Source organism: Streptomyces sp. NPDC001549, from assembly GCF_042894025.1.
GTDB classification, from domain to species: Bacteria; Actinomycetota; Actinomycetes; order Streptomycetales; family Streptomycetaceae; genus Streptomyces; species Streptomyces kutzneri.
Map to the genome: position 1 here is coordinate 25,822 of NZ_JBIAVJ010000018.1, position 25,155 is coordinate 50,976.

Sequence of the window (25,155 nt, forward strand, 5' to 3'; positions counted from 1 at the left end):
GCGCAGAATGGGGGGATGGGGACGGACGAGGGCGCCGGGGGCCGCCGGGAGTGGGCACGGCACTGGCAGTACGCGGAACTGCCGGGGCTGGACCTGCTGCGCGCCCACTACGTACGCCACACCTTCCCGCGCCACGCCCACGACGGGTACGTCCTCGCGGCGGTCACCGGCGGCGTCGAGGAGGTGGGGCTGCCCGGCCACGTCGTGCACGCCGGACCGGGCAGTGTGGTCCTGATCAACCCCGAGGTACCGCACACCGCGCGCGCCGGGGTGCCCGAGGGCTGGGCCTACGCCACCCTCTACCCCTCGCGCGGCCTGATCGTCGAGGTCGCCGACGAGATCGGCATCCTGCGCGGCACCCCGGGCTTCACCACCGACATGGTCACCGACCCGCAGGGAGCCCGGACGATCACCGAGATCCACCGGGCCGCCGAGACGGGGAACGCGCTGGCCGCCGACACGCTGCTGCGGGGCCTGGTGGCACGGATGCTGACCCGGCACGCCGGACCGATGCCCGCCCGTACGGTCCGTGGCGCGGGCGGCGCCGACGCGGAGGCCGCCCGGGCCGTCCTGCAGGAGCGGATGGCCGCCCCGCCGTCGTTGGAGCAGCTCGCCGCGGAGCTGGGCACGAGCCCCTTCGCCCTGCTGCGGGCCTTCCGCGAGCGGTACGGGATGCCGCCGCACACCTGGCTGACCGACGCCCGCGTCCGGCGGGCGCGCCGGCTTCTCGACGCGGGCACGGCCCCCGCGGAGGCGGCTGTCACCGTGGGCTTCACCGACCAGCCGCACCTGAACCGGCACTTCACCCGGATCGTGGGGGTGCCGCCCGGCGCGTACCGGCGGGAGCGGGCCGTCTAGGGTGCCGGTCATGGTGTCGGCCGCCGTCGAGGGGGAGCTGACCGCGCTGCTCGGGGAACCCGTGCGGCGGCGCGACTGACGCCGGGCGCGCGCAAGAACGTACAAGACCCACCCGGCGGGCACCCCGTAGCTTCGGAGCGTGCGAGAGAACCAGCTGGTCACAGAACCAGAGATATGTGAGACACCGGCGCCCGACGAGCGGCCGCGCGCCGCCGTCGTACGCGACGCGCTCGGGGTCGGCGTGGCCGTCGGACTGTCCGGGTTCGCCTTCGGCGTGACCGCCGCGGGGGCCGGCATCAGCACCCTCCAAGCCTGTGTGCTCAGCCTGCTCGTCTTCACCGGCGCCTCGCAGTTCGCCCTGGTCGGGGCGCTCGCGGCGGGCGGGAACCCGTTCACCGCCGCCGCCGGGGCCTTCTTCCTCGGGACCCGGAACGCCTTCTACGGACTGCGCCTGTCGCAGCTGCTCAAGCTGCCCCGCCCCGTGCGGCCCCTCGCCGCGCACTGGGTGATCGACGAGACCACCGCCGTCGCGCTGGCCCAGCCCGACCGGAAGTCGGCCCGGCTCGGCTTCACCGTCACCGGGCTCACCCTCTACGTGCTGTGGAACCTCACCACCCTGCTCGGCGCGCTCGGCGCCGAGGCGATCGGGGACACGAGGGCGTGGGGCCTGGACGCCGCCGGACCCGCCGTGTTCCTGGCGCTGCTGGCACCGATGCTGAAGACCTCCACCGAGCGGGCCGTCGCCGCCCTCGCGCTCGTCCTCGGGCTCGGCTTCCTGCCCGTACTGCCCGCCGGGGTGCCCGTGCTGATCGCGGCCCTGGCCGCCCCCGTCGTGCTGTGGATGAAGGGGCGCCGCTCGTGAACGTCTGGATCGCCATCGGCCTCACCGTCGTCGGCTGCTACGCCGTCAAGCTCGCCGGGCTGCTCGTCCCCGCCGGGGCCCTGGAACGGCCGCTCGTGCGCCGCCTGGCGGCCCTGCTGCCGGTCGCCCTGCTCGCCGCGCTCACCGCCCAGCAGACCTTCAGCACCGGGTCCGCCCTCGTCGTCGACGCCCGCGCCGCCGGACTCGCGGCCGCCGGGCTGGCGCTGCTGCTGCGCGCCCCGTTCCTGGTCGTGGTCGCGGCCGCCGTCGTCGTCACCGCGGGGGTACGGGCCCTGGGGGGCTGACCTCGGCGGGCAGGCGCCCGTACGCCCGCAGGGTGAGCAGGGCCTCCAGGGTGGCGATCGGCCGCCGCTCCAGCGAACTCCCCGGCGCCCAGGCCCGCCGGCGCACCGGCCAGCCGCCGTCCGGCTGCTGCTCGGAGGCCAGGAAGTCCAGTGAGCGGCGCAGCTCCGCGTCGGTGAACCAGCCGCGGGCCAGCGACTCCGGCCGCCGGGCGAAGTCGTGCGGGTACAGCCGCTCGCCCGGCGCGTAGCCGGGCGCCTCCGGGTACTCCGCCCGCCGCACCGGATCGAGCACCACGAGCTTCTGCTCGCGCACCAGCCGGCCCAGCCGGTCCGCGGCCGCCGCCGCGCGTGCCCGGTCGGGGATGCCGTCGAGGAAGGCCACCGCGCTCTGGACCTCGTACGGGTGCGAGTGGCGCAGGTTCTCGACCCGGTCCCAGCAGAAGTCCGTGGCCCGGAAGAGCCAGGCGTGCCAGACCCGGTTGCGGTGCAGTACGCCGACGACCGGGCCCGTGGTCAGCAGCTCGCCCGGCGGGTCGTCGTGCATCGGGTGGTAGGGGGCCGCGGGATAGTCGCGGGGGGCCGGGAAGACCACCGGAAGCGCGCCGTCCGCGGTGGAGACCCCGGTCAGGTGGCGGCAGAGCCGCTCGATGCGCTGCCCGGCGCAGCGGCCCAGGCTGTCGAGCACGCGCAGCGCCTGCGCGGTGTGCAGGGGCTGGCTGAGCGGACCGCGAAGATCCGGATCGAGTGCGTGACCGTAGCCTCCGTCGGCGTTGAGATACGAACCGAGGGCCGTGTCCACCGGGTCGGCGTCCCCGCCGAGGAAGTGGAACGCGAACCGCCGCTGCTCCAGCACGCGGGCCGTGAGCCAGATGAACCCCTCGGCGCGGGCCAGCGGGGTCTGCGGGGGCTGGGGGGACGGCTGGGTCTGCGAGGGGTGTGGGGTCTGCGGGGAAGCTTCGTCTCCGGGCATGCGTGCAACCTAGGACGCGGTGGTGCGGCGGGGAGGCCCGAACGCGGGCGGTGCACTCTCCCGGGGCGGGATACTGGGGGCATGCGGTTGACGATTTTCTGGGAACGGATGGCGGAGCACTTCGGTGCGGGCTATGCCGACTCCTTCGCGCGGGACCACGTCATGACGGAGCTGGGCGGACGGACCGTCCACCAGGCGCTGGACGCGGGCTGGGAGACCAAGGACGTGTGGCGCGCGGTGTGTTCGGCGATGGACGTGCCCGCGTCGCTGCGCTGACCCGGTGCGCTGTTTCGCGGTGGCGGGCGCGGGTGGGACAGACTTGGCGCCGTGGCAGCCAGCGAAGAGACGACCGACCAGTCCGCCGACGCGCGGGGAGTGACACCGCCGGTGCAGGCGGAGGAGCCGGAATCGCCGGGTCAGCCGGGTCAGCCGGGCCGGCCGGGTCCGCCCGCGCCGCCGGCTCCACCGCCGTCCGGTGCGGCCCCCGCCGCGGACGACGCGCGCATGCCGCGCTGGCTACCGCGCGCCGTGATCCTCGTACTGGCCCTCGTGGCCTGTTTCCAGCTCGGCAGCTGGGCCTTCCACCAGCTGATAGGCCTCCTCGTCAACGTCCTGATCGCGTTCTTCCTCGCGCTCGCGATCGAACCGGCGGTGGCCAGGATGGCGGCCGGCGGCATGCGCCGCGGGGTCGCCACCTTCGTGATGTTCCTCGCGGTGCTCGTCGTGACCGCCGGCTTCCTCGCGCTGCTCGGCTCGCTGCTCGCCGGGCAGATCGTCGCCATGGTCGAGGGCTTCCCGGGCTATCTCGACTCGGTGATCAAAGCGATCAACTCCACCTTCCACACCGAACTGTCCCGGCTGGAGATCCAGGAGAGCGTGCTGCGCTCCGACTGGCTGCGCAAGTACGTGCAGAACAGCGCGTCCGGCGTGCTCGACGTCTCCGCCACGGTGCTCGGCGGACTCTTCAAGCTCCTGACGATCGGACTGTTCTCCTTCTACTTCGCCGCCGACGGACCGCGGCTGCGGCGCGCGCTGTGCTCCGTACTGCCGCCCGCGAAGCAGGCCGAGGTGCTGCGCGCCTGGGAGATCGCCGTCGCCAAGACGGGCGGCTACCTCTACTCGCGCGGGCTGATGGCTCTGATCTCCGGTGTCGCGACGTACATCGTGCTGGCGGTCCTCGGGGTGCCGTACGCGCCCGCGCTCGCCGTGTGGGTGGGGCTGGTCTCGCAGTTCGTCCCCACCATCGGCACCTATCTCGCGGGCGCGCTGCCGGTCCTGCTCGCCTTCACCGTGGACCCCTGGTACGCGCTGTACGTACTGGGCTTCGTGGTGATCTACCAGCAGTTCGAGAACTACGTCCTCCAGCCGAAGCTGACCTCGAAGACCGTGGACATCCATCCGGCGGTGGCCTTCGGATCGGTCATCGCGGGCACCGCCCTGCTGGGCGCGGTCGGGGCGCTCATCGCGATCCCGGCCGTCGCCACGCTGCAGGCCTTCCTGGGTGCGTACGTCAAGCGCTACGAACTGACCCAGGACGCGGATTCCTCTACTTCTCGTCCGCGACGACGCGTACGGCTGCCAAGGCTTCGCTGACGGTCGTCTCGACGGCGGCCTTGTCCAGACCGAGGCCGCTCAGCGGGCCCTCGCCGTTCTCCAGCTCCAGGAGCGCGAGCAGGACGTGCTCCGTGCCGACGAAGTCGTGGCCCAGGCGAAGGGCCTCGCGGAAGGTGAGCTCGAGGGCCTTCTTCGCGGACGCGTCGAAGGGGATCAGGTCGGGGACCTCCGGCTGGGCCGGGGGCAGCAGGGCGGTCACGGCGGCGCGTACGTCGTCCGCCGCGACCCCTTGGGCGCGCAGGGCGTACCCGGCGAGGCCCTCGGGTTCGGCGAGCAGGCCCAGGACCAGGTGCTCGGTGCGGATCTCGGTGTTGCCGGCGGCGCGGGCCTCGTTCTGGGCGGTCATGACGATGTTGCGGGCGCGGGGGGTGAAGCGGCCGAAGCCCGCGTTCGGGTCGAGGCCGCCGGCGCCCTCCTTGTCCGCCTTGGGGACGAAGCGCTTCTGGGCCGCCTGGCGGGTGACGCCCATGCTGCGGCCGATGTCGGTCCAGGAGGCGCCGGAGCGGCGGGCCTGGTCGACGAAGTGGCCGATGAGGTGGTCCGCGACGTCCCCGAGAGCCTCTGCCGCGACGACGGCGCCGCTGAGCTGCTCCAGGGGCTCGGTGTGGACCTTGTTGATGGCCTCGATCAGGTCGTCGAGGCGTACCGGATTGGTCATGCGAACGGGTTCCACCGAAGGGTTCGTCATAAGTGCAACCGTAGGTTGACACTTCGGCGAGTGTCAACCCTGGGTTGTCACTCGGGTGGGGCGTTCGTGGGCGCGGGGCCGCGGTGCCATCCTGAGGAGGAGGGGCGAGACGCGGAGGCCGCCATGGGATTCTACGCCGAGCAGGCAGTGCCGCGGATCCTCAACGTCGCCTGCGGGGCCAGGATGGCCCGGCCGCTGCGCCGCAGGGTCTGCGCGGGGCTGGCGGGCGAGGTCGTCGAGATCGGCTTCGGCGCGGGGCACAACGCCCCCTTCTACCCGCAGGCCGTCACAGGCGTGTCGGCGGTGGAGCCGTCCGACGTCGCGTGGCGGCTGGCCGCGGAGCGCGTGCGCGGCGCCCGCGTCCCCGTCCGGCGGGCCGGCCTGGACGGCCAGTCGCTCCCCTTCGAGGACGGCGGTTTCGACTCCGCGCTGTCCACCTGGACGCTGTGCACCATCCCGGACGCCGTGGCCGCCCTGCGCGAGCTGCGCCGCGTACTCAAGCCCGGCGGGACCCTGCACTTCGTCGAACACGGGCTCGCCCCGGAAGGCGACTGGCGCGTGCGCCGCCTGCAGCGACGGCTCGAACCGCTGAACATGCGGCTCCTGGGCGGCTGCCACCTCACCCGCTCCGCCCCGGACCTGGTGGCGGCGGCGGGATTCACGATCACCGCCCTCGACGTCTTCTACGAGGAGGGCGCGCCCAAGTTCCTGTGCGCCGAATCCCTCGGGACGGCGATCTCCCTCTGACCGACGACCCGTCACGAAACCATCACGAGGTGCACGGGCCCGGAGCGTCCCTGGCAGCATCGGTCGGACCGATCCAGGGGGGTTCCAGGTTCCATGAGATTCCGTGTGCGTGTCCCCGCAGCGACCCGCGTCACCGCCGTCGTCTCCGCCGCAGCCGTCACGCTGTTGCTCGGAGGCTGTTCCCAGACCCCGGCCGAGCGGCTGGAGGAGTGGTACAGCTCGGGAGGCGAGGCCCAGATCAGGAAGCTGAACGAGGACGCCGGCCGGGTCAACGAGGTGAGCATGCGCACGATCGACGTCCAAGGGCCCGCCTGCCAGGACCTGCTGGCCCAGACCGCCAAGGCCGAGAAGCTCGACCCGATCCCGGACGAAGCCGCCCAGCGGTACTGGAAGGAGGCCCTCGGCGGATTCAGGCGGGGGGCGGGCGAATGCGCCGACGGGGCCGCGAAGAAGGACGGGGGCCAGGTCTCCCGGGGCATCACGGGGGTCCAGACGGAAGGCCTCCCCAAGCTGGTGAGCACCGTCACGATGATCAAGGCGGCCCTGGCGCACAAGTGACGGAGCCGGCGTAGCCGACAGAGCCCTTGTCGGTGGCTGCTGCTGGCTTCCGCCGGAGTGTCGGTACCGGATGCGGAGGCGGGGCTGTCGTGGGTGCGTCGGGGTGGGAGTACTGCGTTCCTTGCCAGGAGGATCTCGGAGCGGCGCTGGATGCCCTGAGACAGAGAGTCTTCGAGGAGCACGACTACCACTGGGATCCCTGGGACGAGGACGAGGACGAGGCAGGGGAGGCCAGAGGCCGGCCGTCCACGATCGGCCTGCTGGTGGGAGGACGAGCAGGTCCAGGAGGAGGGACGCACTCGATCCTGGACATGCACAGGATGGTGCGGCCGGGTGAGTCTCCCGGCCACGGCACCGTGCAGCCCGTCCAGCCTGCCGAGGCGTACCGGCTGACCGGGACCGACCGCCTCACGCGCGCACACGTGCAGCTCATGGAACCGCTTGCCGACCGGCGGTGGGTCGGCAGATGCGCGGTCCTGCACGATGCTCACGGCAGGCCGGAGGAGATCCGGTTCTGGGGCTTCTCCGGCGACTGAGGCCCCCTGCGCCGGTCCACCGCGACGTCCGGGGCCCCGGGGCCCCGGTAATCGTGTCGATCCCGGCGCGGGATGCTGCCTACCCTGCCGGCGTGGCTCATGCGAAGACCTCCTACGTCTGCCTGCCCTGCCGGGCCTCGTACAAGCAGCCCTACGACAGGGACCGGGAGCGGATCTGCCCGCGGTGTGCGGGAACCCTGGTCCATGCGGGCTCGGCCTTCGCCGTGCCCCGGCGCCGGGAGGCCGCGGCATGGCGGACGCTCGGCGTACTGCTGAACGCGGGTGTGCGTTTCCACAAGAGCTGCTGCGGCGGACCGGGTTACCGGCCGCGCACCCTGCACGAGGTGCGGGAGCGGATGGCGTACGCGAAGCGGACCGGCAGGCCCTTCGCGGAGGCGCTCGTACTGCGCGACCTGCCGTGACCGGGCAGGCCGGACAGGCCGGGCAGGCCGGGTACGGCGACACCCTGGCGCGGCTCGTGACGCCGCCGACCGTGCCCGTCGACGCCCGTGGCGACTGGAACGCCGCCGAGACGGCGGTCGGGGTACGGCTGCCCGACGACTACAAGCGGCTGGTCGCCACCTACGGATGGGGGGAGTTCTGCGACTTCCTCTACCTGCAGACACCGTTCGGCACGAGCGAGTACAACGGCATCGAGTGGCAGCGCACTCACCCGCCGGGATCGCCCGAACCGGACCGGGAGCGCTACCCGTACCCGCTGCACCCGGCGCCGGGAGGGCTGCTGATCTGGGGTACCACCATGGACGCCGATCGGCTGTGCTGGCTCACCGGCGGGGCGCCCGAGGAGTGGCCCGTCGTCGTGTGGAGCAGCGAGGGCTGGTACGAGACGCACCGCACGGGCGCGGCCGGGTTCATCGAGGGCTGGGCCGCCGGCCGCGTCCGCTCCGGCCTGCTCGGCACCATGGAGCCGGACCTGGCGCCCTGGTTCAACGCCTTCCGGCCCCGCGTCGACCGGTGCCTGCGCCTGTCCGAGGGGCCCTTGCCCCACGAAGAGCGGCTGAGGCTCCTCCGCGCGGCACTGGCCCCCACCACGGACCGGGGCACGTGGCGATCGGAGCACGACGAGACGGGGCAGGACCATTTCGCGACCGTCGACACCGACTGGCTGCTCACCTACGACGCGTCCCGCCCCCACCAGATCCGGATCGGCTTCCCGCCCGAAGACTCGGAGCACGTCCGCCGGCGGCTCTTCGCCGCTGCCGAGCTCATGGAATGCCGGGTGCTGGAGGTCCTGACCGCAGCGGGGACCCCGCTGGCGGCCTGGGACACGGTCACGGACGAGGACGAGTAGCCCGGCGCCCGTGGTGGCGGACGGTGCGGGTCACCTCACCGAGGAGGGTGCCGAGGCCGGCGGGGCGGCCCGGTGAGAGTGGCGCGCTTGACAGGAAAATCGAACATCCATTCTGATGAGTTATCCACAGCCGAAACGCTCGTGGAGGCGCATTGTCAGTGGCAGGCATTAGCGTCAGTGACGTGAAGCGATCGACTCAAGCAAACCGGGTGGAACCCATGGCAGGCACCGACCGCGAGAAGGCTCTCGACGCCGCTCTCGCACAGATTGAACGGCAATTCGGCAAGGGTGCGGTCATGCGCCTCGGCGACAAGCCGAACGACCCCATCGAGGTCATCCCCACCGGGTCGACCGCGCTGGACATCGCCCTCGGCGTCGGCGGGCTGCCCCGCGGCCGTGTGATCGAGGTGTACGGCCCGGAGTCCTCCGGTAAGACGACCCTGACCCTGCACGCCGTGGCCAACGCGCAGAAGGCCGGCGGCACCGTCGCCTTCGTGGACGCCGAGCACGCGCTCGACCCCGAGTACGCGAAGGCCCTCGGCGTCGACACCGACAACCTCATCCTGTCGCAGCCGGACACCGGCGAGCAGGCGCTGGAGATCGTGGACATGCTGGTCCGCTCCGGTGCCCTCGACCTGATCGTCATCGACTCCGTGGCGGCCCTCGTGCCGCGCGCGGAGATCGAGGGTGAGATGGGCGACTCGCACGTCGGTCTCCAGGCCCGGCTGATGAGCCAGGCACTCCGGAAGATCACCGGTGCGCTCAACCAGTCCAAGACCACCGCGATCTTCATCAACCAGCTCCGCGAGAAGATCGGTGTGATGTTCGGCTCGCCCGAGACCACCACCGGTGGTCGCGCGCTGAAGTTCTACGCCTCCGTGCGCCTCGACATCCGCCGCATCGAGACCCTCAAGGACGGCACGGACGCGGTCGGTAACCGCACCCGCGTCAAGGTCGTCAAGAACAAGGTCGCGCCCCCGTTCAAGCAGGCCGAGTTCGACATCCTCTACGGCCAGGGCATCAGCCGCGAGGGCGGCCTGATCGACATGGGCGTGGAGCACGGCTTCGTGCGCAAGGCCGGCGCCTGGTACACGTACGAGGGCGACCAGCTCGGCCAGGGCAAGGAGAACGCCCGCAACTTCCTGAAGGACAACCCCGACCTCGCCAACGAGATCGAGCGGAAGATCAAGGAGAAGCTGGGCGTGGGTGTCCGCAAGGACGCCGCCGCCGAAGCCGGTACGGACGCGGCCGACGCCGCGGCCACCGCCGTGCCCGCCCCGGCATCGAAGGCCAAGACGACGGCCAAGGCCGCCGTGGCCAAGAGCTGACCCGTGCGGGAGCAGGAAGGGGGCGGCGAGCGCCGAGGCGGCCGTGAGGGCCGTTCGGAGCTGCCGCCCCAGAGCCCCGAGGAGCAGGCGCGGGCGATCTGTCTGCGCCTGCTCACCGGGAGCCCGCGTACCCGGCGCCAGCTCGCGGACGCCCTGCACAAGCGGGGCATTCCCGAGGAGGTGTCGCAGCAGGTCCTCTCCCGGTACGAGGAGGTGGGCCTGATCGACGACGCGGCCTTCGCCGGTGCCTGGGTCGAGTCCCGGCACCGCGGCAGGGGCCTGGCCCGCCGGGCGCTGGCCCAGGAGCTCCGGACCAAGGGGGTGCACGCCACCCTCGTGGAGGAGGCCCTGGAGCTGCTGGACTCCGACCAGGAGGAGCAGACCGCCCGGGAACTCGTGGAGCGCAAGCTCCGTTCCACCCGGGGCCTGGAGCGGGACAAGCGGATCCGGCGCCTCGCCGGGATGCTCGCCCGCAAGGGATACCCGGAGGGCATGGCCCTGCGGGTGGTGCGCCGCGCCCTGGAGACGGAGGGCGAGGACGCCGACGACCTCGGGTACCCGGGGGAGTGAGCCGGTGGGCCCGGGGTGGGGGTAGCCCCCGGGACCGGACGCCTGGGTACGCCAGTGTCAGGCGCCGGGCACGGCGGCAGAGTTGGCCGCATGATGCTGCGTTACGCCCTTCAGACCGTCAGGGACCGCAAGGCCGGCTTCCTCGGCGCCTTCGTCGCACTGCTGTGCGCGGCCGCCCTCGTCACCGCCTGCGGGACGCTCCTGGAAACGGGACTCCGCGGAAAGATCGGCACCGAGCGCTACGCGGCCACGCCGATCCTCGTCTCCGCCGACCAGAACGTCCACGAGACCACGGTCAAGGAGAAGAAGGGCGGACGCACCAAGACCAAGCACAAGGCCAAGCCCGTCGCCGAGCGGGCCTGGCTCCCCGCCGCCACCGTGGACACGGTCCGCGCCGTGCCCGGCGTCGAACGGGCCGTCCCCGAGCTCACCTTCCAGGCCGTCCCCCTGGTCAAGGCCCCCGGCGGGCCGGTGCCCTCGTACGGGCACGCCTGGAGCTCCGCCGCACTGACCCCCTTCACCCTCACCGAGGGCCGTGCCCCGCAGAGCGGCGGCGAGGTCGTCGTCGACCGTGCGCTGGCCGCCCGCGCCGGGCTGAAGCCCGGCTCCGAGCTCGCCGTGCAGTCCACCGGCGAACCCAGGACGTACCGGGTCAGCGGGGTCGCGACGACGGACCGGGGCGACCTCGCCCAGCAGAGCGCGCTCTTCTTCGGCGACGACGAGGCCCAGCGGCTCGCCGCCCGCGACGGCCAGGTCAGCGCCATCGGGGTACTGCCCGCACCCGGTGTCGCCGCCACCGAGCTCGCCGCCCGGGTCGAGCGGGCGCTGCAGGGCACCACCGCACGGGTCGCCACGGGCGGCGAGCGCGGCCCCGTCGAATTCCCGGGCGCCGCCGGCGCCCGCATCACACTGGTCTCCATGGGCGGCGCGATGGGCGGCACCTCGCTGCTCGTCGCGATCCTCGTGGTCGTCGGCACCTTCGCGCTCTCCGTCCGGCAGCGCTACCGCGAACTCGCCCTGCTGCGGGCCATCGCCGCCACCCCGGGGCAGCTACGGCGCATGATCGGCCGGGAAGCGCTGCTCGTCGGCCTGGCCGCAGGCGTCGCCGGAGCGCTCGCCGGGGTGCCGCTCGCCGCCTGGCTGCACGGCCGGTTCGTCGACAGCGGGGTCGTCCCCGTCACCCTGGAGCGCACCGCCGGCATCGTCCCGATGTTCGCGGCCGTCGCCGCCGGCCTGCTCGGAGCCTGGGCCGCCGCCCGGATCACCGGCCGCCGGATTGCCCGGATCCGCCCGGCCGAGGCGCTCGCCGAAGCCGCCGTCGAGCGGGGGCGGCCCGGCTGGATCCGCAGCGTGCTCGGGGTGCTGCTGCTGGCGGGCGGGGCGGTGCTGGTCGTCGTACTCGGCTCGCTGCGCACCGAACCGGCCTCCACCCCGGTCACCTTCCTCGCCGTGGTGGTGCTGGCCGGGGCGGTCTCGCTGCTCGGCCCGCTGCTCGTACGGGGCGCCACCGGGCTGCTCGCCGGACCGCTGCGGCTGGCCGGCCCGGGCGGCCACCTGGCCACCGCCAACCTGCGCGGGAACGCCACGCGCATGGCCTCCGCCGTCACCCCGCTCGCGCTGCTGATCGGCATGACCTGCACCGTGCTCTTCATCACCCCGACGCTCGGGGACGCCGCCCGGGCCCAGGCCCGCGACGGGATCCGGGCCCAGTGGCTACTGGCCGCGCAGGGTCCCGGGTCACGCGGGAGGCCGCCGAGCGGATCCGGCGTACCCCGGGGGTCGCGGCGGCCACCGAGATCGTGCACACGTCGGTACGGGTGGGGCTGACGAAGTACGCCGCGCAGGGCGTGACCCCGGCCGGGCTGGCCCGGACCTGGGACCCCGAGGTCACCGGCGGCAGCCTGGACGGCTTCGGCGAGGCGAGCGCGGCGGTGAGCGAACTCGCCGCCGACCAGCTGGGGCTGAAGCCGGGGAGCCCGCTGAAGCTGACACTGGGGGACGGAACCCCGGTCACGCTGACGGTCTCGGCCGTGTACGCGCGGGGGCTCGGCTTCGGCGATCTGACGCTGCCGCACGGGCTGGTGGCCGCGCACGCGGACAATCCGCTGGCCGGCGGCGTGCTGGTGGCGGCGGAACCGGGTTCGGGGACCGGACGGGATCAACTGGCCGCGGCGGTGCGGTCGTTCCCGGGCGTACAGGTGCTGTCCGCGGCGGACGCCGACGAGGCACGGGCGGAGCGGCAGGACGCCGGTGCAGAGATCAACCTGCTGGCGATGGGGCTGGTGTTGGCCTTCACCGCGATCGCGGTGGTGAACACGCTCGCGATGTCGACCGCCGAGCGGTTCCGGGAGTTCGCGATGCTGCGGCTGGCCGGGGCGAAGCGCCGGCAGGTGCTGCGGATGCTGCGGACGGAGTCGCTGGCGGTGGTTCTGATCGGGACGGCGCTGGGTTCGGGGATCGCGCTGGCGGTACTGACCGCGTTCAGCGTGGGCATGACGGGGGCGGCGGCGCCCGCGGTGCTGCCGGTGGCTTACGCGGCGGTGGTGGGGGTGGCCGGGGTGCTGGCACTGGCGGCCACTGCCCTCCCGGGCCGGGTGGCGTTGCGGGTACCTCCGGTGGATGTCGCCACGGGGAGGGGGTAGCCCCCTCCCCCCGAAGCACTGCCTGTGCGGCGCCGTTGCCGGGGGCGCTGCCCCCGGACCCCCGCGCCTCAAACGCCGGCGAGGCTGAAAGAGCGCCTCGAATGCCGGCGGGGCTCGAGGCGCGGGGGGAGTGTCAGGCGGGTGTGACCGGGAGGCCGGACGACTTCCAGGCCTGGAAGCCGCCGGTCAGGTCCGTCGCGCGGCGCAGGCCCAGCGCGTGGAGCGAGGCCGCGGCGAGGCTGGACGCGTAGCCCTCGTTGCAGATCACCACCACCTGGAGGTCGTGGCTCGTGGCTTCGGGGAGGCGGTGGCTGCCCCGTGGGTCCAGGCGCCACTCCAGCTCGTTGCGCTCGACCACCAGCGCGCCCGGGATCAGCCCGTCCCGCTCGCGCAGGGCCTGGTAGCGGATGTCCACCAGGAGGGCCCCGGCGCGGGAGGCGGCGTACGCCTCCCGCGCATCCACGCGGGTGTAGCCCGCGCGGACCCGCTCCAGCAGCTCGTCGATGCCGACCGGGGCGCTCACTGCCAGTCCGCCGGACGCTCGACGTGCTCCAGGCTGAGCACCGGGCCGCTGCGGCTGTAGCGGCGGATCAGCGGGAGCGGCGGGTAGTAGGCGTGCACGGAGATGGCGTGCTCGGCCTGCGACTCGTTGAGGACCTCGTGCACGTGATGTTCCCGGAAGGCGCGCCCCGAACCCGCGGCCAGGGTGCGGCGGCGGTCGACGTCCGGGGCCAGTTCCAGGGACTTCCAGCCTTCCGAGGGCAGGCGCACGGTCAGCGAGTGCTCGACGAGGCGGCCCCGGGCGGTGGCGAACGCGCCCCGCGATTCGGCGTGGTCGTGCCAGCCGGTGCCGGTGCCCGGCGGCCAGCCGATCAGCCATGCCTCACTGCCGCCCGGCCCGTCCAGCCGGATCCAGGTGCGGCCCTCGGGATCGAGCGGCAGCGAGGCCACGACCGTGGGGTCGGCCGCCGTGCGGAGGGCGAAGTCGAGGAGCTCGGCGGCCGTGGGGCCCCCGGCCGCCGGGCCGGACTCCGGGGCGTACGCGGGTGCGGATACGGGTGCAGGCATGAAAGGGGACCGTTCCTGGGTTCGCGGAGGTGCGCGCAGGCCGGTGGACGGCACGGGGCGCGCGGAGGGAAGGGCGAATCAGCAGGAAGGGCGACACACGCAGCCCGCGTAGCGGAGCAGGTCCATATGGACCCTCCGCCACAGGCGTACGTCGTTGCCGGTCATTCCGCGAGTGAACCACGGAGTCCCGGAGACGGTCAATCGATCACCACGGTCGGTGTCGGTGTCGGTGTCGGTGTCGGTGTCGGCGTGGGTGTGGGCGCCGGTGTCGTCGTGGAGGGCGCCGGCACCCGGGACGCGGGCACCCCCGCCCGTACCGTGTCCGCCGCCTCGTACAGCTCCGCCGGGCGGACCCCCGCGAAGGTCGCCGCCAGGTGTCCGTCCGGCCGCACCAGCAGCACGGTGTGCGCCGGGGCGCCCGGGTAGCTGTCCGCGACCAGCAGGTCGGTGCGGACCGGGAGGGCGCTCACCGCCGCCGCGAGGCGGGGCATCAGCCCGGCGCCGAGCCAGTGCCGCCGGTCCCACACCCCGGTGCCGGGAGCCACCAGGACCACCAGCAGCCGGCCCTGCCCGAGCAGGTCCCGCAGGGGCACGGTCGCCCCGTCGGGCGCGGTCACCGGGACGTTCGCCACCGGACCGCCCGGCTCCGTGGCCGTCGGCACCTCACGGACGGCGACCGGCGGGGCGTACGTGGGTTCCGCGCCCAGCGGCCCGCGCCCCAGGTGGCCGTCGGTGAGCAGGGATTGGGCGGAGCGCGCGGCGCCGGGGAGGTAGGTGCGCAGGCCGCCCCCGGCCCGCAGCGACGGAATCGCCTGGTCGGCCGCGCGCAGCCGGGAGGCGACCGCGGTGCGCCGCTCGCCCTCGTAGCTGTCGAGCAGGGCCTCGGAGGCCCCCTGGTGCCAGGCCAGGGAGAGCTTCCACGCCAGGTTCTCGGCGTCCCGGAGCCCCTCCTCGACACCCTGGGTGCCGAGCGCGCCCAGCAGGTGCGCGGCGTCTCCGGCGAGGAAGGCGCGGCCGTCGCGCCAGCGGCGGGCGAGGCGGTGGTGCAGGGTGTGGACCCCGGTGTCGATGAGGTCGTACGGGGGTGTCGTGCCGCCGCACCACTCCGCGAGGGTGTCGCGGATCAGAGTCACCAGCGCGTCGGGAGTCACGAGTTCCCCGCGGGGCGGGAGCAACCAGTCCAGCCGCCACACCCCGTCGGGCAGCGGCCGCGACGTGACCTCCTGCGGCGGGCTGCGGTGCAGCAAGGCCTCGCCGGGCCACGGTAGTTCGGTGCGCAGCGCGGCCACGGCGTGCCGCTCCACGGCGGTGCGGCCCGGGAAGCGGATGCCGAGCAGCTTGCGCACGGTGGATCGGGCGCCGTCGCAGCCGACCAGGTAACTCCCGCGCCACCAGGTGGTCTCGGCGCCCCGGGTGTGCGCGGTGACGCCCCGTCCGTCCTGCTCCAGGGAGTCCACCTTGCTGTCGGTGACCAGCTGGACGAGCGGGTGGGCCACGGCGGCGTCGCGCAGTCCGCGCGCCAGCGCGTGCTGCGGCACGTGCAGCGGGGCCGGGTGGTCCTCGAAGGTGATCCGCCGGTCGGGCCGGCGCCGGTGCATCGTGCGCCAGGCGGCGAAGTGCGCCCCCTCGTCGCGCAGCGTCGTACAGCCCAGCCGGTGCGCCATGGCCGCCGTTTCGGCGTGCAGGACGACGGTACGGGCCGGGCGGACCTCTTCCTTGCCGGGCCCTTCGTCGAGCACGACGGAGGGCACGCCCGCACCCGCCAGGGCGAGCGACAGGGACAGCCCGACGGGTCCCGCGCCGACGACGATCACCGGGTCCATGGCGCGGCTCCCGATGTCCGGTATGTGATCACAGAACGTATGCAACCCACTGTAGGTGCCTGCGTCAAGTGACACCGGTCGGCAGAGCGGTAACTGGAAGCGCAAATTCCGAAGTGGCCGCCCGTTCCACCGGGACCGGCACCGCCGCGGACCGCCCGGCCGCGGAACGGCCCGGCTGTTCCGCGGGGTCGGATCGTGCCTTCATCGCGGGCGTCGCCGCCCGAAAGCCCGATTATCGACACCGCGCGGCCTGAATTCACCCCTTCGTGATTCGGCCAGTTTTTCGGAATTCCTCCCCCTGTTTTTCTTCAGGGTGGGCTGATCAGCATTTTTCCCCGCTCCTTTCCGTGGCCGGGAAATGTGATGCTCAAGTAACCCTCAGGAGTTCCCTTTTCCGGTTGCCCGGTTCCGGCGGGCGTGGAACCGTCAAGGCCGTGCGGGGGAGCGGAGGAGTCATTCATGCGCAGCCGGGGGAGCGCGTCGCTCGAATCGAATGCGGCGGACTCCTCGCGGCGGCTGCCTCCCGCCCCTGGGAATATCCGGATCGACCGAGAAAAGGATGGGCGACAATGAAGAAGCGGTACACGGCACTGCTCGCCGGTGCGGCGATGGCACTCCTCGGACTTCAAGGCGCGGCGACCGCGGCCCCTACGGGCTGGCCGACCGGGTGCACCAACCACAAGTCCTGGACCGGTGGGGGCTGGTTAGCCACATGCAGTCACAGCAATGGCGGACACTACAAGGCGGCCGTCATCTGCACGCGTGACGATGGCGGCCCCGACGTCACCGTCCATTCGGTGACGTGGAAGGACGACGGTGATTTTTCCTTCATCGCCTGCCCGCCGCTCACTTCGGTAAAGGGCGGCGGCATCATCACAAGGTCCTACTGACGGACCGGATCGCTCGGCACTCCTCAGGCCCGGTCACCGCCGAAGCCGGAAGCCGTATCGGTCGGTACAACGCAGTGTGGTGCGGCGGATGAGTTCCGCCGCACCACACGGGCTACGCACTATGACTGACCGTACATCGGCCCTCGAAGGGCCTGAACCCGAACCGGGAGGGCGGTCAGATTCCGCCCGAGTTCGCCCCGGTGGCCATGTCGTTGACATCGTTGACGCCGACCACCGCGCCGGTGCTCTTCTTCGACTTCCGCAGTCGTCCCTCCAGCACGGAGGCACACGTGGTGAGGCCGAAGTTCACGACGATGTAGATCAGCGCGATCACGAAGAGGGTCGGAATGGTGTTGCTGTAGTTGGCCGAGATCTGCCGGTTCGTGGAGAGCAGTTCCGCGAAGCCCAGCAGGGCGCCGCCGATCGCGGTGTCCTTGAGGATCACCACGAGCTGGCTGACCAGGGCCGGCAGCATCGCCGTCACGGCCTGCGGGATCAGCACGTAGAACATCGTCTGGCCCTTGCGCATGCCGATCGCCTTGGCGGCGTCGCTCTGGCCGTGGGGCAGGGAGAGCACGCCCGCCCGGACGATCTCGGCGATGACGGCCGAGTTGTAGAGGACCAGGCCCGTGACCACGGCCCAGAAGGGCCGGGTGTCGGAGGGCACGTCCAAGAACTGCGGCGCCATCAGCGCGTTGCCGAACAGCATCAGCATCAGCACCGGGATGGCACGGAAGAACTCGACCCACGTGCCGACCGCACTCCGCACCCACGCGTGGTCCGACAGCCGGCCGATGCCCAGCAGCGCGCCGAACGGGAGGGCGATCACCATGGCGAGCGCGCCCGCCTTGAGGGTCTCCAGCAGGCCGGGGATCAGATACGTGGTCCAGACCCGGCTGTCGGTGACGAAGGGGGACCACTTGTCGGCGTCGAGCTGGCCCTTCTCGCCCATGAGGGACAGCGCCCACCACAGGACGAGGCCGAACAGCACGACGAAGATCCCGCTGTAGATCCAGTTGCGCGCCTTGGCCTTGGGGCCAGGGGTGTCGTACAGCACGGAACTCATCGCTTCACCGCCACTCGCTTGGCGACCCAGCCCAGGAGAAGACCGGTGGGCAGGGTCAGCAGGACGAAACCGAGGGCGAAGACCGCGAAGACCGCGAAGACCGCCTGCGCCTCGTTCTCGAGCATTTCCTTCATCAGCAGGGCCGCCTCGGCCACGCCGATGGTCGCCGCCACCGTGGTGTTCTTGGTGAGTGCGATCAGTACGTTGGCGAGCGGTGCGACGACCGCCCGGAAAGCCTGGGGGAGCACGATCAGGGTGAGCACCTGGAAGAAGCTCAGCCCCAGCGCGCGGGCCGCCTCGGCCTGGCCGACGGGCACGGTGTTGATGCCGGAGCGCAGGGCCTCGCAGACGAAGGTTCCCGTGTAGGCGATCAGTCCGAGGACCGCGAGCCGGAAGCCGGTCTCCTTGAACGTGTCGCCGCCCAGAGCGATGCCGAGGGTCTGGTTGAGTCCCAGCGAGCAGCCGATGATCAGCAAGGTCAGCGGGGTGTTGCGGACCAGGTTGACGTAAGCGGTGCCGAAGCCCCGCAGCAGCGGGACCGGGCTGACCCGCATCCCGGCCAGGGCGGTGCCCCAGATCAGGGATCCGGCCGCCGAGTAGAGGGTGAGCTGAACCGTCACCCAGAAGGCTCCGAGCACGTCGTACTGCCCGGAATCAAGAAAATCGAACACGATGCCCTGCGCTCTCCCCAGGATGGCCGGTGAGGCGCGCCGCCGCCCGCGGCAGGCGGGCGGCGACGCTCCTCACCGATGAATCAGCTGCCTTCGGTGATCTGCGGGGCAGGCTCGCTCTTGAAGTTGGCCGGACCGAGGTTCTTGTCCACGGCCTTCTGCCAGCTGCCGTCCTCGACCATCTTCTTGAGCGCGGCGTTGATCTTGGTCTGGAGCTCCTTGTCGCCCTTCTTCAGACCGATGCCGTAGTTCTCGTTGCTCAGGCTCAGCCCGACCAGCTTGAACTTGCCCTTGTTCTTCTCCTGCGCCGCGTAGCCCGCCAGGATCGAGTTGTCCGTGGTCAGGGCGTCGACGGCCTTGTTCTCCAGGCCGGTGAGGCACTCGGAGTAGCCACCCTGCTCCAGCAGGTCGGCCTCGGGGGCCAGCTTGGTCTTGACGTTCTGCGCCGAGGTGGAGCCGGTGACCGAGCAGAGCTTCTTCTTGTTCAGGTCCTCGGCCTTGGTGATGCTCGTGTCGTCGGCGCGGACCAGCAGGTCCTGGTGCGCGAGGAAGTACGGGCCGGCGAAGTCGACCTTCTCCTTGCGCTTGTCGTTGATCGAGTAGGTCGCGACGACGAACTTGACGTCGCCGTTCGCGATCAGGTTCTCGCGCTCGGCGCTGACGGCCTGCTTGAACTCGATCTGGTCCGGCTGGTAGCCGAGCTCCTTGGCGACGTAGGTCGCGACGTCGACGTCGAAGCCCGTGAACTTGCCGTCCGGGGTCTTCAGGCCCAGGCCGGGCTGGTCGTACTTGATGCCGACGACGACCTTGTCCTTCTTGGCGCCACCGGAGGCACCGCCGTCACTGGCGGCATCCTGCTTGCTGCCGCCACACGCGGTCGCGGTCAGGGCAAGGGCGACGGCGACGGCCGCGGCCGCAGCGGCCTTGGAGATCTTCATGGTGAACTTCCCTCGGATGAGACGTTGTTGAACGACGGGCGACGCATACGGCGCACGCACGGCCGACAGGAACGATCCGGCGGTGATCCGCATACGGATGACTACCAGACGGAAACCTCAGTGGTGCAGGATCTTCGACAGGAAGTCCTTCGCCCGATCGCTGCGCGGGTTGCTGAAGAACTGCTCGGGAGTCGCCTCTTCGACGATCTTTCCGTCGGCCATGAAGACGACACGGTTGGCGGCGGAGCGCGCGAATCCCATCTCGTGCGTCACGACCACCATGGTCATGCCCTCCCGGGCAAGCTGCTGCATGACCTCCAGCACCTCGTTGATCATCTCCGGGTCCAGGGCCGAGGTCGGCTCGTCGAAGAGCATCACCTTCGGCTCCATGGCCAGCGCCCGGGCGATCGCCACGCGCTGCTGCTGGCCACCGGAGAGCTGCGCCGGGTACTTGTCGGCCTGCGAGCCGACACCCACCCGCTCCAGCAGGGACAGCGCCTTCGCGTGGGCCGCGGCCTGGTCGGTCTTGCGGACCTTGAGCTGGCCCAGCATGACGTTCTGCAGGACCGTCTTGTGCGCGAAGAGGTTGAACGACTGGAACACCATGCCGACGTCGGCGCGCAGCCGGGCGAGTTGCTTGCCCTCGGAGGGCAGCTCCTTGCCGTCGAGCGTGATGGTGCCCGAGTCGATGGTCTCCAGACGGTTGATGGTCCGGCACAGCGTGGACTTGCCCGATCCCGAGGGACCGATCACCACGACTACCTCACAGCGGGCAATGCTCAGATCGATGTCCTGAAGCACGTGCAGCGCGCCGAAGTGCTTGTTGACGTTGCTCAGTACGACCAGGTCGTCTGCGGCACCGGCCGCGTCCTGCACGTCCTTGGTCACTGATACTCCGCTCATCGGCTTCTTGCTCCGTCCTCCTCGGTTGGGAGGACAGTAGTGACGTGACGCGCACAACGTCATCACATCTGAGGGAGAATTGAGGATAACGATCCGGCCTCTTCCGGATACGCTCCGTGCGCACCACCGATGTGATCGATCATGGCCGCGTACCGGGTGCATAACGGAAGGCGCGCCGGGGCGGGACCCCCTTGACGTGGGACTCCGCATCGGCGTGGATGCATGGTGGCCCTACGTGCGGCCCTGCGTGTGACCATGCGTGGTGAAGCCCGAGTGAGAGAAGAGGAGAGGGGGACGGCATGAGACTGCTGCTCGTCGAGGACGACGATCACGTCGCGGCAGCCCTGTCCGCGATCCTCGCCCGCCACGGCTTCCAGGTCACCCACGCCCGCAGCGGTGAGGAGGCCCTGCAGGCGCTCCTGCTCGCCAGTGCCCCGGCCTGCCCCCAGCCCTACGGTGTGATCCTGCTCGACCTCGGTCTGCCCGACCAGGACGGCTACGAGGTGTGCGGCAAGATCCGCAAGCGCACCGCCACACCCGTGATCATGGTGACCGCGCGGGCCGACGTACGCTCCCGCATCCACGGCCTGAACATGGGCGCCGACGACTACGTGGTCAAGCCCTACGACACCGGCGAGCTCCTCGCCCGGATCCACGCCGTCGCCCGGCGCACCGGCGCAGCCGAAGAGGCCTCCGCCCCCGGCACCGGTACGCCCGCGACCGTCCGCCTCGGCTCCGTCAGCATCGAGCTGCCCAACCGCCGGGTCAGCGTGGACGGCGCCGACGTACCCCTCACCCGCAAGGAGTTCGACCTGCTGGCCTTGCTCGCGCAGCGGCCCGGCGTCGTCTTCCGCCGCGAGCAGATCATCAGCGAGGTGTGGCGCACCAGCTGGGAGGGGACCGGGCGCACCCTGGAGGTCCACGTCGCCTCGCTGCGCTCCAAGCTGCGCATGCCCGCCCTCATCGAGACCGTCCGAGGGGTGGGCTACCGGCTCGTCGCCCCGGCCGCTCCCTAGGGGCCCTCTGCCGTGCGTGCCCGTCTGCTCCCGCTGCTCGTCATCCTGATGGCGGGCACGCTGCTCGCCCTCGGCTTCCCGCTCGCGGTGAGCCTGGCCGCCGGCCAGCAGCAGCGGGTGGTGGTCGACCGGATCGACGACAGCGCCCGCTTCGCCGCCCTCGCGCAGTTCTTCATCGATGCCGAGGGCTCGGGATCCACCGGAGCCGAAGAGCGCCGCGATGCCCTCGGGCTCGAACTCGCCCGCTATCAGACCCTGTACGGAATCCGCGTCGGCATCTTCCACCGCAACTACAACGCCCTGGCCCGGTCCCCGGGCTGGTGGCAGCTCCCGGAATCGACCGAGGGCCGCCGGGCCTTCGCGGAGGCGCTGGCCGGCCGGCGCAGTCATGATCCCCCGCAGGTGTGGCCCTGGCAGACCGACGGCAAACTGCTCGTCATCTCCCCGGTCGTCCTCGACGGCGACGTGGTCGCGGTCGTCGCCACCGAATCACCGACCGACCAGATGCGCGCCCGCATCCTGAAGGGCTGGCTGCTGATCGCGGGCGGGCTCGCCGCCGCCATGCTGGTCGCCTTCGGCGCCGCCCTCAAGCTCACCAGCTGGGTGCTCAAGCCCGTGCAGACCCTGGACGCGGCCGCTCACGGCATCGCCACCGGACGGATGAACTCCCGCGTCGCGGCCGCCGGCGGGCCCCCGGAACTCCAACGCCTGGCCCACTCGTTCAACGAGATGGCCGACAACGTCGAAGAGGTCCTGGAACAGCAGCGGGCGTTCGTCGCCGACGCCTCCCACCAGCTGCGCAACCCGCTCGCGGCGCTGCTCCTGCGGATTGAGCTGCTCGCCCTCGAGCTCCCCGAGGGGAACGAGGAGATCGCCTCCGTGCGCACCGAGGGCAAGCGCCTGACCCAGGTCCTGGACGATCTGCTGGACCTGGCGCTGGCCGAGCACGCCTCCGCCGAGATCAGCCTCACCGACGTCGGTGCCCTGACGGCCGAGCGGGTCGCCGCGTGGCGCCCGTACGCCGAGGAGAAGGGCGTAGAGCTCACCGAGACGGGCCGGACCGCCATCACCGGCTGGGCCGACCCCATCGCCCTGTCCAGCGCGCTCGACGCGGTCATCGACAACGCCCTCAAATTCACCCCCACGGGTGAGGAGGTCGAAGTCTCCGTCTCCAGGGAGGGGCGCTCCGTCCGTGTGGTCGTCGCCGACCACGGCCCCGGCCTCACCGAGGACGAGCTGCTCCGCGTCGGCGACCGGTTCTGGCGCAGCGGCCGCCACCAGAACGTCAAGGGCTCCGGGCTCGGCCTGTCGATCTCCCGTGCCCTGCTCGCCGCGGGCGGCGGGACCCTCTCCTACGAGAAGAACCCGCCGCACGGGCTGCGGGTGACGGTGGCCGTCCCGCGCACCGACCCCCAGGGCGGCTGAACCTCAGGTCTTGCGGGTCCGGCTACCAGACGAGGGTGGTGCGGGCCGCCTCCGACACCGCGTACAGCTCGTCGACGGCCCGGACCTCGAAGGCCGCCGCCCGCTCCCGCCCGGCGCGCGGGACGGCGGGCAGGTACAGGGCGGTGCCGCAGGTGCCCCCGAGGAAGCGCCGGGTGCCGTCGGGGAGGACCCGCCACACCTCGTAGTGGCGCGGCCGCCCGCCGGGACCGGCCGCCGCCCGCCAGGACAGGCGCAGCCAGGCCCGGCCGTCCTGCCGGGACGAGGCGTCCACGACCGGTGCGGTGGGCGGGGCCGGACGCCGGGTGCGGGTCTCGTCGCGCACCGACACCGCGCCGATCCGCCACACCACCGGCTTCTTCCCGAGCGCGGTGATCCGTACCGCCAGGCCGTACGCGGTTCTGCCCGCCAGTGACGCCATCCCGGCCCGCGTCGTGCGCCAGCCCTGCTCGCCGTCCCGGGTCCCGGCGGGCAGCCACGTGTACGGGACCGGCTCGCCGGGGCCGGACGGCTCGCGGACGGCCACGCCGACCTCCACCGCGATCTCCGCCGGGATCTCCGCCGGGATCTCCGCCGGGATCTCCGGCGAGTCTTCCGCCGGGACCGGCTCCGGCCCGGTGGTGTGCACCAGCTCCAGGACCGACCCGCGGGTCAGCGGCAGCCGTGTGGAGTGAAGCCCGATGACCACGGGCGCGGTCAGCGCGCCTTCGACGAGCAGGCTGGAGCCGCCGCGCCAGGCGTCCGCGAAGTCCAGGGTGACCGAGGGGCGCGCCCCGGCGGTGTCCACCGCCCAGCGGCGGCCGGGGAGCCGGTCCTGGAGCCCGAGGTGGTTCCAGGGCGCGTCCGAGACGACCCTGCCGCCGTCGTACCAGCGCAGCCCGTGCCCGGTGTTGAAGGAGCAGGCGAAGGGGAGCCCGGTGACGGTGGACCGGTCGGCGACGACCGTCGCGGGGGCCCGCCAGCGGGACGGGGACCTGGACCCGGACTCGGACCCGGACCCGGACTCGGACTCGGGCGCGGACTCGGGCGCGGGCGCGGGTCGGGCCGGGTCCAGGGACTCGCCCGTCCAGAACCGGTCGTCGGCGCGGTGGAAGGCCCCGGGGGAGCGGTCGGTGAGGTGGTTGCGGGTCCACTCGGGCCGGTAGAAGCCGTAGCTGACGACGTGGTCCCGCCCGCGCGGGACGATCGCGTCCCAGTCGACGACGGAGTCCCAGCCGCGGGACTCTGTGTCCACGGCGGCCCACAGTTCGTGCCGGGAGCGGCCGAGGCGGTCGGCGAGCGTGCCCGAGGCGGCCAGGGTGTCCGCGGTCCAGCGGAAGTCCACGAACATCGTGTCCGAGACCTTCCCGGCCCGGTCCTCGAAGAACTCCTGGTTGAGCGCGTTGAGGGCACCCTGCCAGCCCACCCGGCCGGTGCTGTTCATGGCGTCGTACCAGGTGATGCGCAGTCCGTGGGGCTCGCCGGCCGCCCGCAGGGCGCGCAGGAACTCCCGCATCCGGGTGGCGAGCGCACTGTCCCCGCCGTCGGTCTCGGCGTTCACGAACCAGCCGTCGAAGCCGTAGGTCCGTGCCACCCGGACGAGCTTGTCGGCGATCGGGAAGCGGCCGAGGGAGTCCCGCCGCACCAGGTCGCGGGTCCACCGGAGGTCGCCGCCGTAGGCGACGGGCGGCAGGAACACGTTGCCCAGCACCCGGACCCCGTTGCGGTGCGCGGCGTCGATCACGGGCGCGTTCGGCGCGAGCACGATGCCCTCGCCGGCGGAGCCGCCCCAGAAGACCAGCTCGTCGATGTACGCCCAGTGCGTGAGCGCGTAGTGGTCGGCCGTCGGGGAGCCCTGGGACGGGTTCCCGGCCGTGGGCCCGAAGGAGACCAGGGAGGAGATACGGGCCTGGCCGGCGCGGGCTTCCCGGTTCGCCGGGACCGGGGTGAACCGTTCCGCCAGGGGCACGGTCGAGGTGTTGTGGGCCAGATCGGGGTCGCTCCCGGGGGTCCACCGGCTGAGCGAACGCCACACGATCCCGGGGCCGGGGGTCCCCGACGGGAGGGAGTCCGGGAACCAGTACGAGGCGTACGGGGCCAGGTCGGCCGGGGCCGCTGCCGCGGCGGGCGCTCCCACCGGTAAGGGCGCGGGCGTGGCGGCGGCCCGGGCGCGGCCCGCCAGGCCCAGCAGCGCGGCGGCCCCGGCCCCGGTGACCAGCACCCTGCGCCGGGTCGGCCGTACCGCGGCGGGCGGCGTGCGGGGATCGACGCCGTTGTCGGTCTCGGGCATGCGGGGCTCCTCACGAGGTGATCGGTGGATCGAAGGATCGGGGGATCGCTCGATCGGGTCAGGGCAGGTCGGGTCGGG

General features: G+C 72.3%; 26 protein-coding genes and 1 pseudogene. 16 read left to right on the plus strand and 11 right to left on the minus strand.

Annotated features, from left to right (window positions below):
• The first annotated feature begins 15 nt into the window (after positions 1–15).
• From ACFY04_RS26500 to ACFY04_RS26510, 3 genes are all read left to right on the plus strand, one after another.
• Positions 16–858: an AraC family transcriptional regulator gene (locus tag ACFY04_RS26500; RefSeq protein WP_389120244.1), complete on the plus strand. Its 843-nt coding sequence runs from the start codon at positions 16–18 to the stop codon at positions 856–858.
• A 172-nt stretch (positions 859–1,030) separates the two neighbouring features.
• Entirely contained in the window at positions 1,031–1,720 is a 690-nt protein-coding gene (locus ACFY04_RS26505; RefSeq protein ID WP_389120516.1) for an AzlC family ABC transporter permease, read from the plus strand.
• A complete protein-coding gene (locus ACFY04_RS26510; protein ID WP_030010743.1) occupies positions 1,717–2,025 on the plus strand; it encodes an AzlD domain-containing protein in 309 nt (102 codons plus the stop codon). The genes ACFY04_RS26505 and ACFY04_RS26510 overlap by 4 nt, the downstream gene beginning before the upstream one ends.
• Here the strand turns inward: ACFY04_RS26510 and ACFY04_RS26515 are convergent.
• Positions 1,994–2,995: a hypothetical protein gene (locus ACFY04_RS26515; protein ID WP_389120245.1), complete on the minus strand. Its 1,002-nt coding sequence runs from the start codon at positions 2,993–2,995 to the stop codon at positions 1,994–1,996. The genes ACFY04_RS26510 and ACFY04_RS26515 overlap by 32 nt on opposite strands.
• Positions 2,996–3,076: 81 nt before the next feature.
• On the opposite strand from ACFY04_RS26515, the gene ACFY04_RS26520 reads away from it, so the two are divergent.
• Together ACFY04_RS26520 and ACFY04_RS26525 are read left to right on the plus strand one after the other, a co-directional pair.
• Positions 3,077–3,271: a DUF3046 domain-containing protein gene (locus ACFY04_RS26520; protein ID WP_033217375.1), complete on the plus strand. Its 195-nt coding sequence runs from the start codon at positions 3,077–3,079 to the stop codon at positions 3,269–3,271.
• Between the two features lie 111 nt (positions 3,272–3,382).
• Entirely contained in the window at positions 3,383–4,588 is a 1,206-nt protein-coding gene (locus tag ACFY04_RS26525; RefSeq protein ID WP_389120519.1) for an AI-2E family transporter, read from the plus strand.
• Here the strand turns inward: ACFY04_RS26525 and ACFY04_RS26530 are convergent.
• The gene (locus tag ACFY04_RS26530) at positions 4,542–5,297 is read right to left on the minus strand and encodes a Clp protease N-terminal domain-containing protein (protein ID WP_389120247.1); all 756 of its coding nucleotides are present in this window, start codon (positions 5,295–5,297) and stop codon (positions 4,542–4,544) included. The genes ACFY04_RS26525 and ACFY04_RS26530 overlap by 47 nt on opposite strands.
• A 123-nt stretch (positions 5,298–5,420) precedes the next feature.
• Here ACFY04_RS26530 and ACFY04_RS26535 point away from each other — a divergent pair, with 123 nt between their 5' ends.
• The 8 genes and pseudogenes from ACFY04_RS26535 to ACFY04_RS26570 all read left to right on the plus strand — a co-directional run bounded on the left by ACFY04_RS26535 (position 5,421) and on the right by ACFY04_RS26570 (position 12,990).
• Positions 5,421–6,044: a class I SAM-dependent methyltransferase gene (locus ACFY04_RS26535; RefSeq protein WP_389120248.1), complete on the plus strand. Its 624-nt coding sequence runs from the start codon at positions 5,421–5,423 to the stop codon at positions 6,042–6,044.
• A gap of 105 nt (positions 6,045–6,149) precedes the next feature.
• The gene (locus tag ACFY04_RS26540) at positions 6,150–6,602 is read left to right on the plus strand and encodes a hypothetical protein (protein ID WP_389120251.1); all 453 of its coding nucleotides are present in this window, start codon (positions 6,150–6,152) and stop codon (positions 6,600–6,602) included.
• An 89-nt stretch (positions 6,603–6,691) separates the two neighbouring features.
• Complete coding sequence (locus tag ACFY04_RS26545; RefSeq protein ID WP_389120253.1) at positions 6,692–7,138, plus strand: hypothetical protein; 447 nt, start codon at positions 6,692–6,694, stop codon at positions 7,136–7,138.
• A 92-nt stretch (positions 7,139–7,230) separates the two neighbouring features.
• Positions 7,231–7,560, plus strand: a complete 330-nt coding sequence (locus tag ACFY04_RS26550) for a deoxyxylulose-5-phosphate synthase (protein ID WP_389120256.1) — start codon at positions 7,231–7,233, stop codon at positions 7,558–7,560.
• Positions 7,557–8,450, plus strand: a complete 894-nt coding sequence (locus ACFY04_RS26555; RefSeq protein WP_389120259.1) for an SMI1/KNR4 family protein — start codon at positions 7,557–7,559, stop codon at positions 8,448–8,450. Before ACFY04_RS26550 ends, ACFY04_RS26555 begins: the two co-directional genes overlap by 4 nt.
• Before the next feature lie 218 nt (positions 8,451–8,668).
• Positions 8,669–9,778 (plus strand): recombinase RecA, encoded by a 1,110-nt coding sequence (gene recA, locus ACFY04_RS26560; RefSeq protein ID WP_301366006.1) that lies wholly within the window; start codon positions 8,669–8,671, stop codon positions 9,776–9,778.
• A gap of 3 nt (positions 9,779–9,781) precedes the next feature.
• Positions 9,782–10,348: a recombination regulator RecX gene (gene recX, locus ACFY04_RS26565; protein WP_301366004.1), complete on the plus strand. Its 567-nt coding sequence runs from the start codon at positions 9,782–9,784 to the stop codon at positions 10,346–10,348.
• 90 nt (positions 10,349–10,438) lie between these two features.
• A pseudogene (locus tag ACFY04_RS26570) lies at positions 10,439–12,990 on the plus strand (FtsX-like permease family protein).
• Positions 12,991–13,123: 133 nt separating this feature from the next.
• Here ACFY04_RS26570 and ACFY04_RS26575 read toward each other — a convergent pair.
• The 4 genes from ACFY04_RS26575 to ACFY04_RS26590 all read right to left on the minus strand — a co-directional run bounded on the left by ACFY04_RS26575 (position 13,124) and on the right by ACFY04_RS26590 (position 15,881).
• On the minus strand, positions 13,124–13,513 hold the full coding sequence (locus ACFY04_RS26575; protein ID WP_389120262.1) for a rhodanese-like domain-containing protein: 390 nt from the start codon (positions 13,511–13,513) through the stop codon (positions 13,124–13,126).
• On the minus strand, positions 13,510–14,058 hold the full coding sequence (locus tag ACFY04_RS26580; protein ID WP_389120264.1) for a cysteine dioxygenase: 549 nt from the start codon (positions 14,056–14,058) through the stop codon (positions 13,510–13,512). Before ACFY04_RS26580 ends, ACFY04_RS26575 begins: the two co-directional genes overlap by 4 nt.
• Before the next feature lie 78 nt (positions 14,059–14,136).
• Positions 14,137–14,223 carry a putative leader peptide gene (locus ACFY04_RS26585; RefSeq protein WP_311318651.1) on the minus strand — a complete coding sequence of 29 codons (87 nt, stop codon included), beginning with the start codon at positions 14,221–14,223 and terminating at the stop codon, positions 14,137–14,139.
• Positions 14,224–14,255: 32 nt separating this feature from the next.
• On the minus strand, positions 14,256–15,881 hold the full coding sequence (locus ACFY04_RS26590) for an FAD-dependent monooxygenase (RefSeq protein ID WP_389120266.1): 1,626 nt from the start codon (positions 15,879–15,881) through the stop codon (positions 14,256–14,258).
• A gap of 569 nt (positions 15,882–16,450) precedes the next feature.
• On the opposite strand from ACFY04_RS26590, the gene ACFY04_RS26595 reads away from it, so the two are divergent.
• Positions 16,451–16,771, plus strand: a complete 321-nt coding sequence (locus ACFY04_RS26595) for a hypothetical protein (RefSeq protein ID WP_389120268.1) — start codon at positions 16,451–16,453, stop codon at positions 16,769–16,771.
• Positions 16,772–16,946: 175 nt separating this feature from the next.
• Here ACFY04_RS26595 and ACFY04_RS26600 read toward each other — a convergent pair whose 3' ends face one another.
• The 4 genes from ACFY04_RS26600 to ACFY04_RS26615 form a co-directional block, all read right to left on the minus strand.
• Complete coding sequence (locus tag ACFY04_RS26600; RefSeq protein WP_389120270.1) at positions 16,947–17,837, minus strand: amino acid ABC transporter permease; 891 nt, start codon at positions 17,835–17,837, stop codon at positions 16,947–16,949.
• On the minus strand, positions 17,834–18,508 hold the full coding sequence (locus ACFY04_RS26605; RefSeq protein WP_266378953.1) for an amino acid ABC transporter permease: 675 nt from the start codon (positions 18,506–18,508) through the stop codon (positions 17,834–17,836). The genes ACFY04_RS26600 and ACFY04_RS26605 overlap by 4 nt, the downstream gene beginning before the upstream one ends.
• A gap of 83 nt (positions 18,509–18,591) precedes the next feature.
• Positions 18,592–19,446, minus strand: coding sequence for a glutamate ABC transporter substrate-binding protein (locus ACFY04_RS26610; RefSeq protein WP_389120272.1), 855 nt, complete (start codon positions 19,444–19,446; stop codon positions 18,592–18,594).
• A 117-nt stretch (positions 19,447–19,563) separates the two neighbouring features.
• A complete protein-coding gene (locus ACFY04_RS26615) occupies positions 19,564–20,349 on the minus strand; it encodes an amino acid ABC transporter ATP-binding protein (RefSeq protein WP_389120274.1) in 786 nt (261 codons plus the stop codon).
• Between the two features lie 299 nt (positions 20,350–20,648).
• On the opposite strand from ACFY04_RS26615, the gene ACFY04_RS26620 reads away from it, so the two are divergent.
• The gene (locus tag ACFY04_RS26620) at positions 20,649–21,365 is read left to right on the plus strand and encodes a response regulator transcription factor (RefSeq protein WP_389120276.1); all 717 of its coding nucleotides are present in this window, start codon (positions 20,649–20,651) and stop codon (positions 21,363–21,365) included.
• 12 nt (positions 21,366–21,377) lie between these two features.
• Positions 21,378–22,790 carry an ATP-binding protein gene (locus ACFY04_RS26625; protein ID WP_389120278.1) on the plus strand — a complete coding sequence of 471 codons (1,413 nt, stop codon included), beginning with the start codon at positions 21,378–21,380 and terminating at the stop codon, positions 22,788–22,790.
• A gap of 22 nt (positions 22,791–22,812) precedes the next feature.
• On the opposite strand, the gene ACFY04_RS26630 is transcribed toward ACFY04_RS26625, so the two are convergent.
• Positions 22,813–25,077 (minus strand): endo-beta-N-acetylglucosaminidase, encoded by a 2,265-nt coding sequence (locus tag ACFY04_RS26630; RefSeq protein ID WP_389120279.1) that lies wholly within the window; start codon positions 25,075–25,077, stop codon positions 22,813–22,815.
• Between the last annotated feature and the right edge of the window lie 78 nt (positions 25,078–25,155).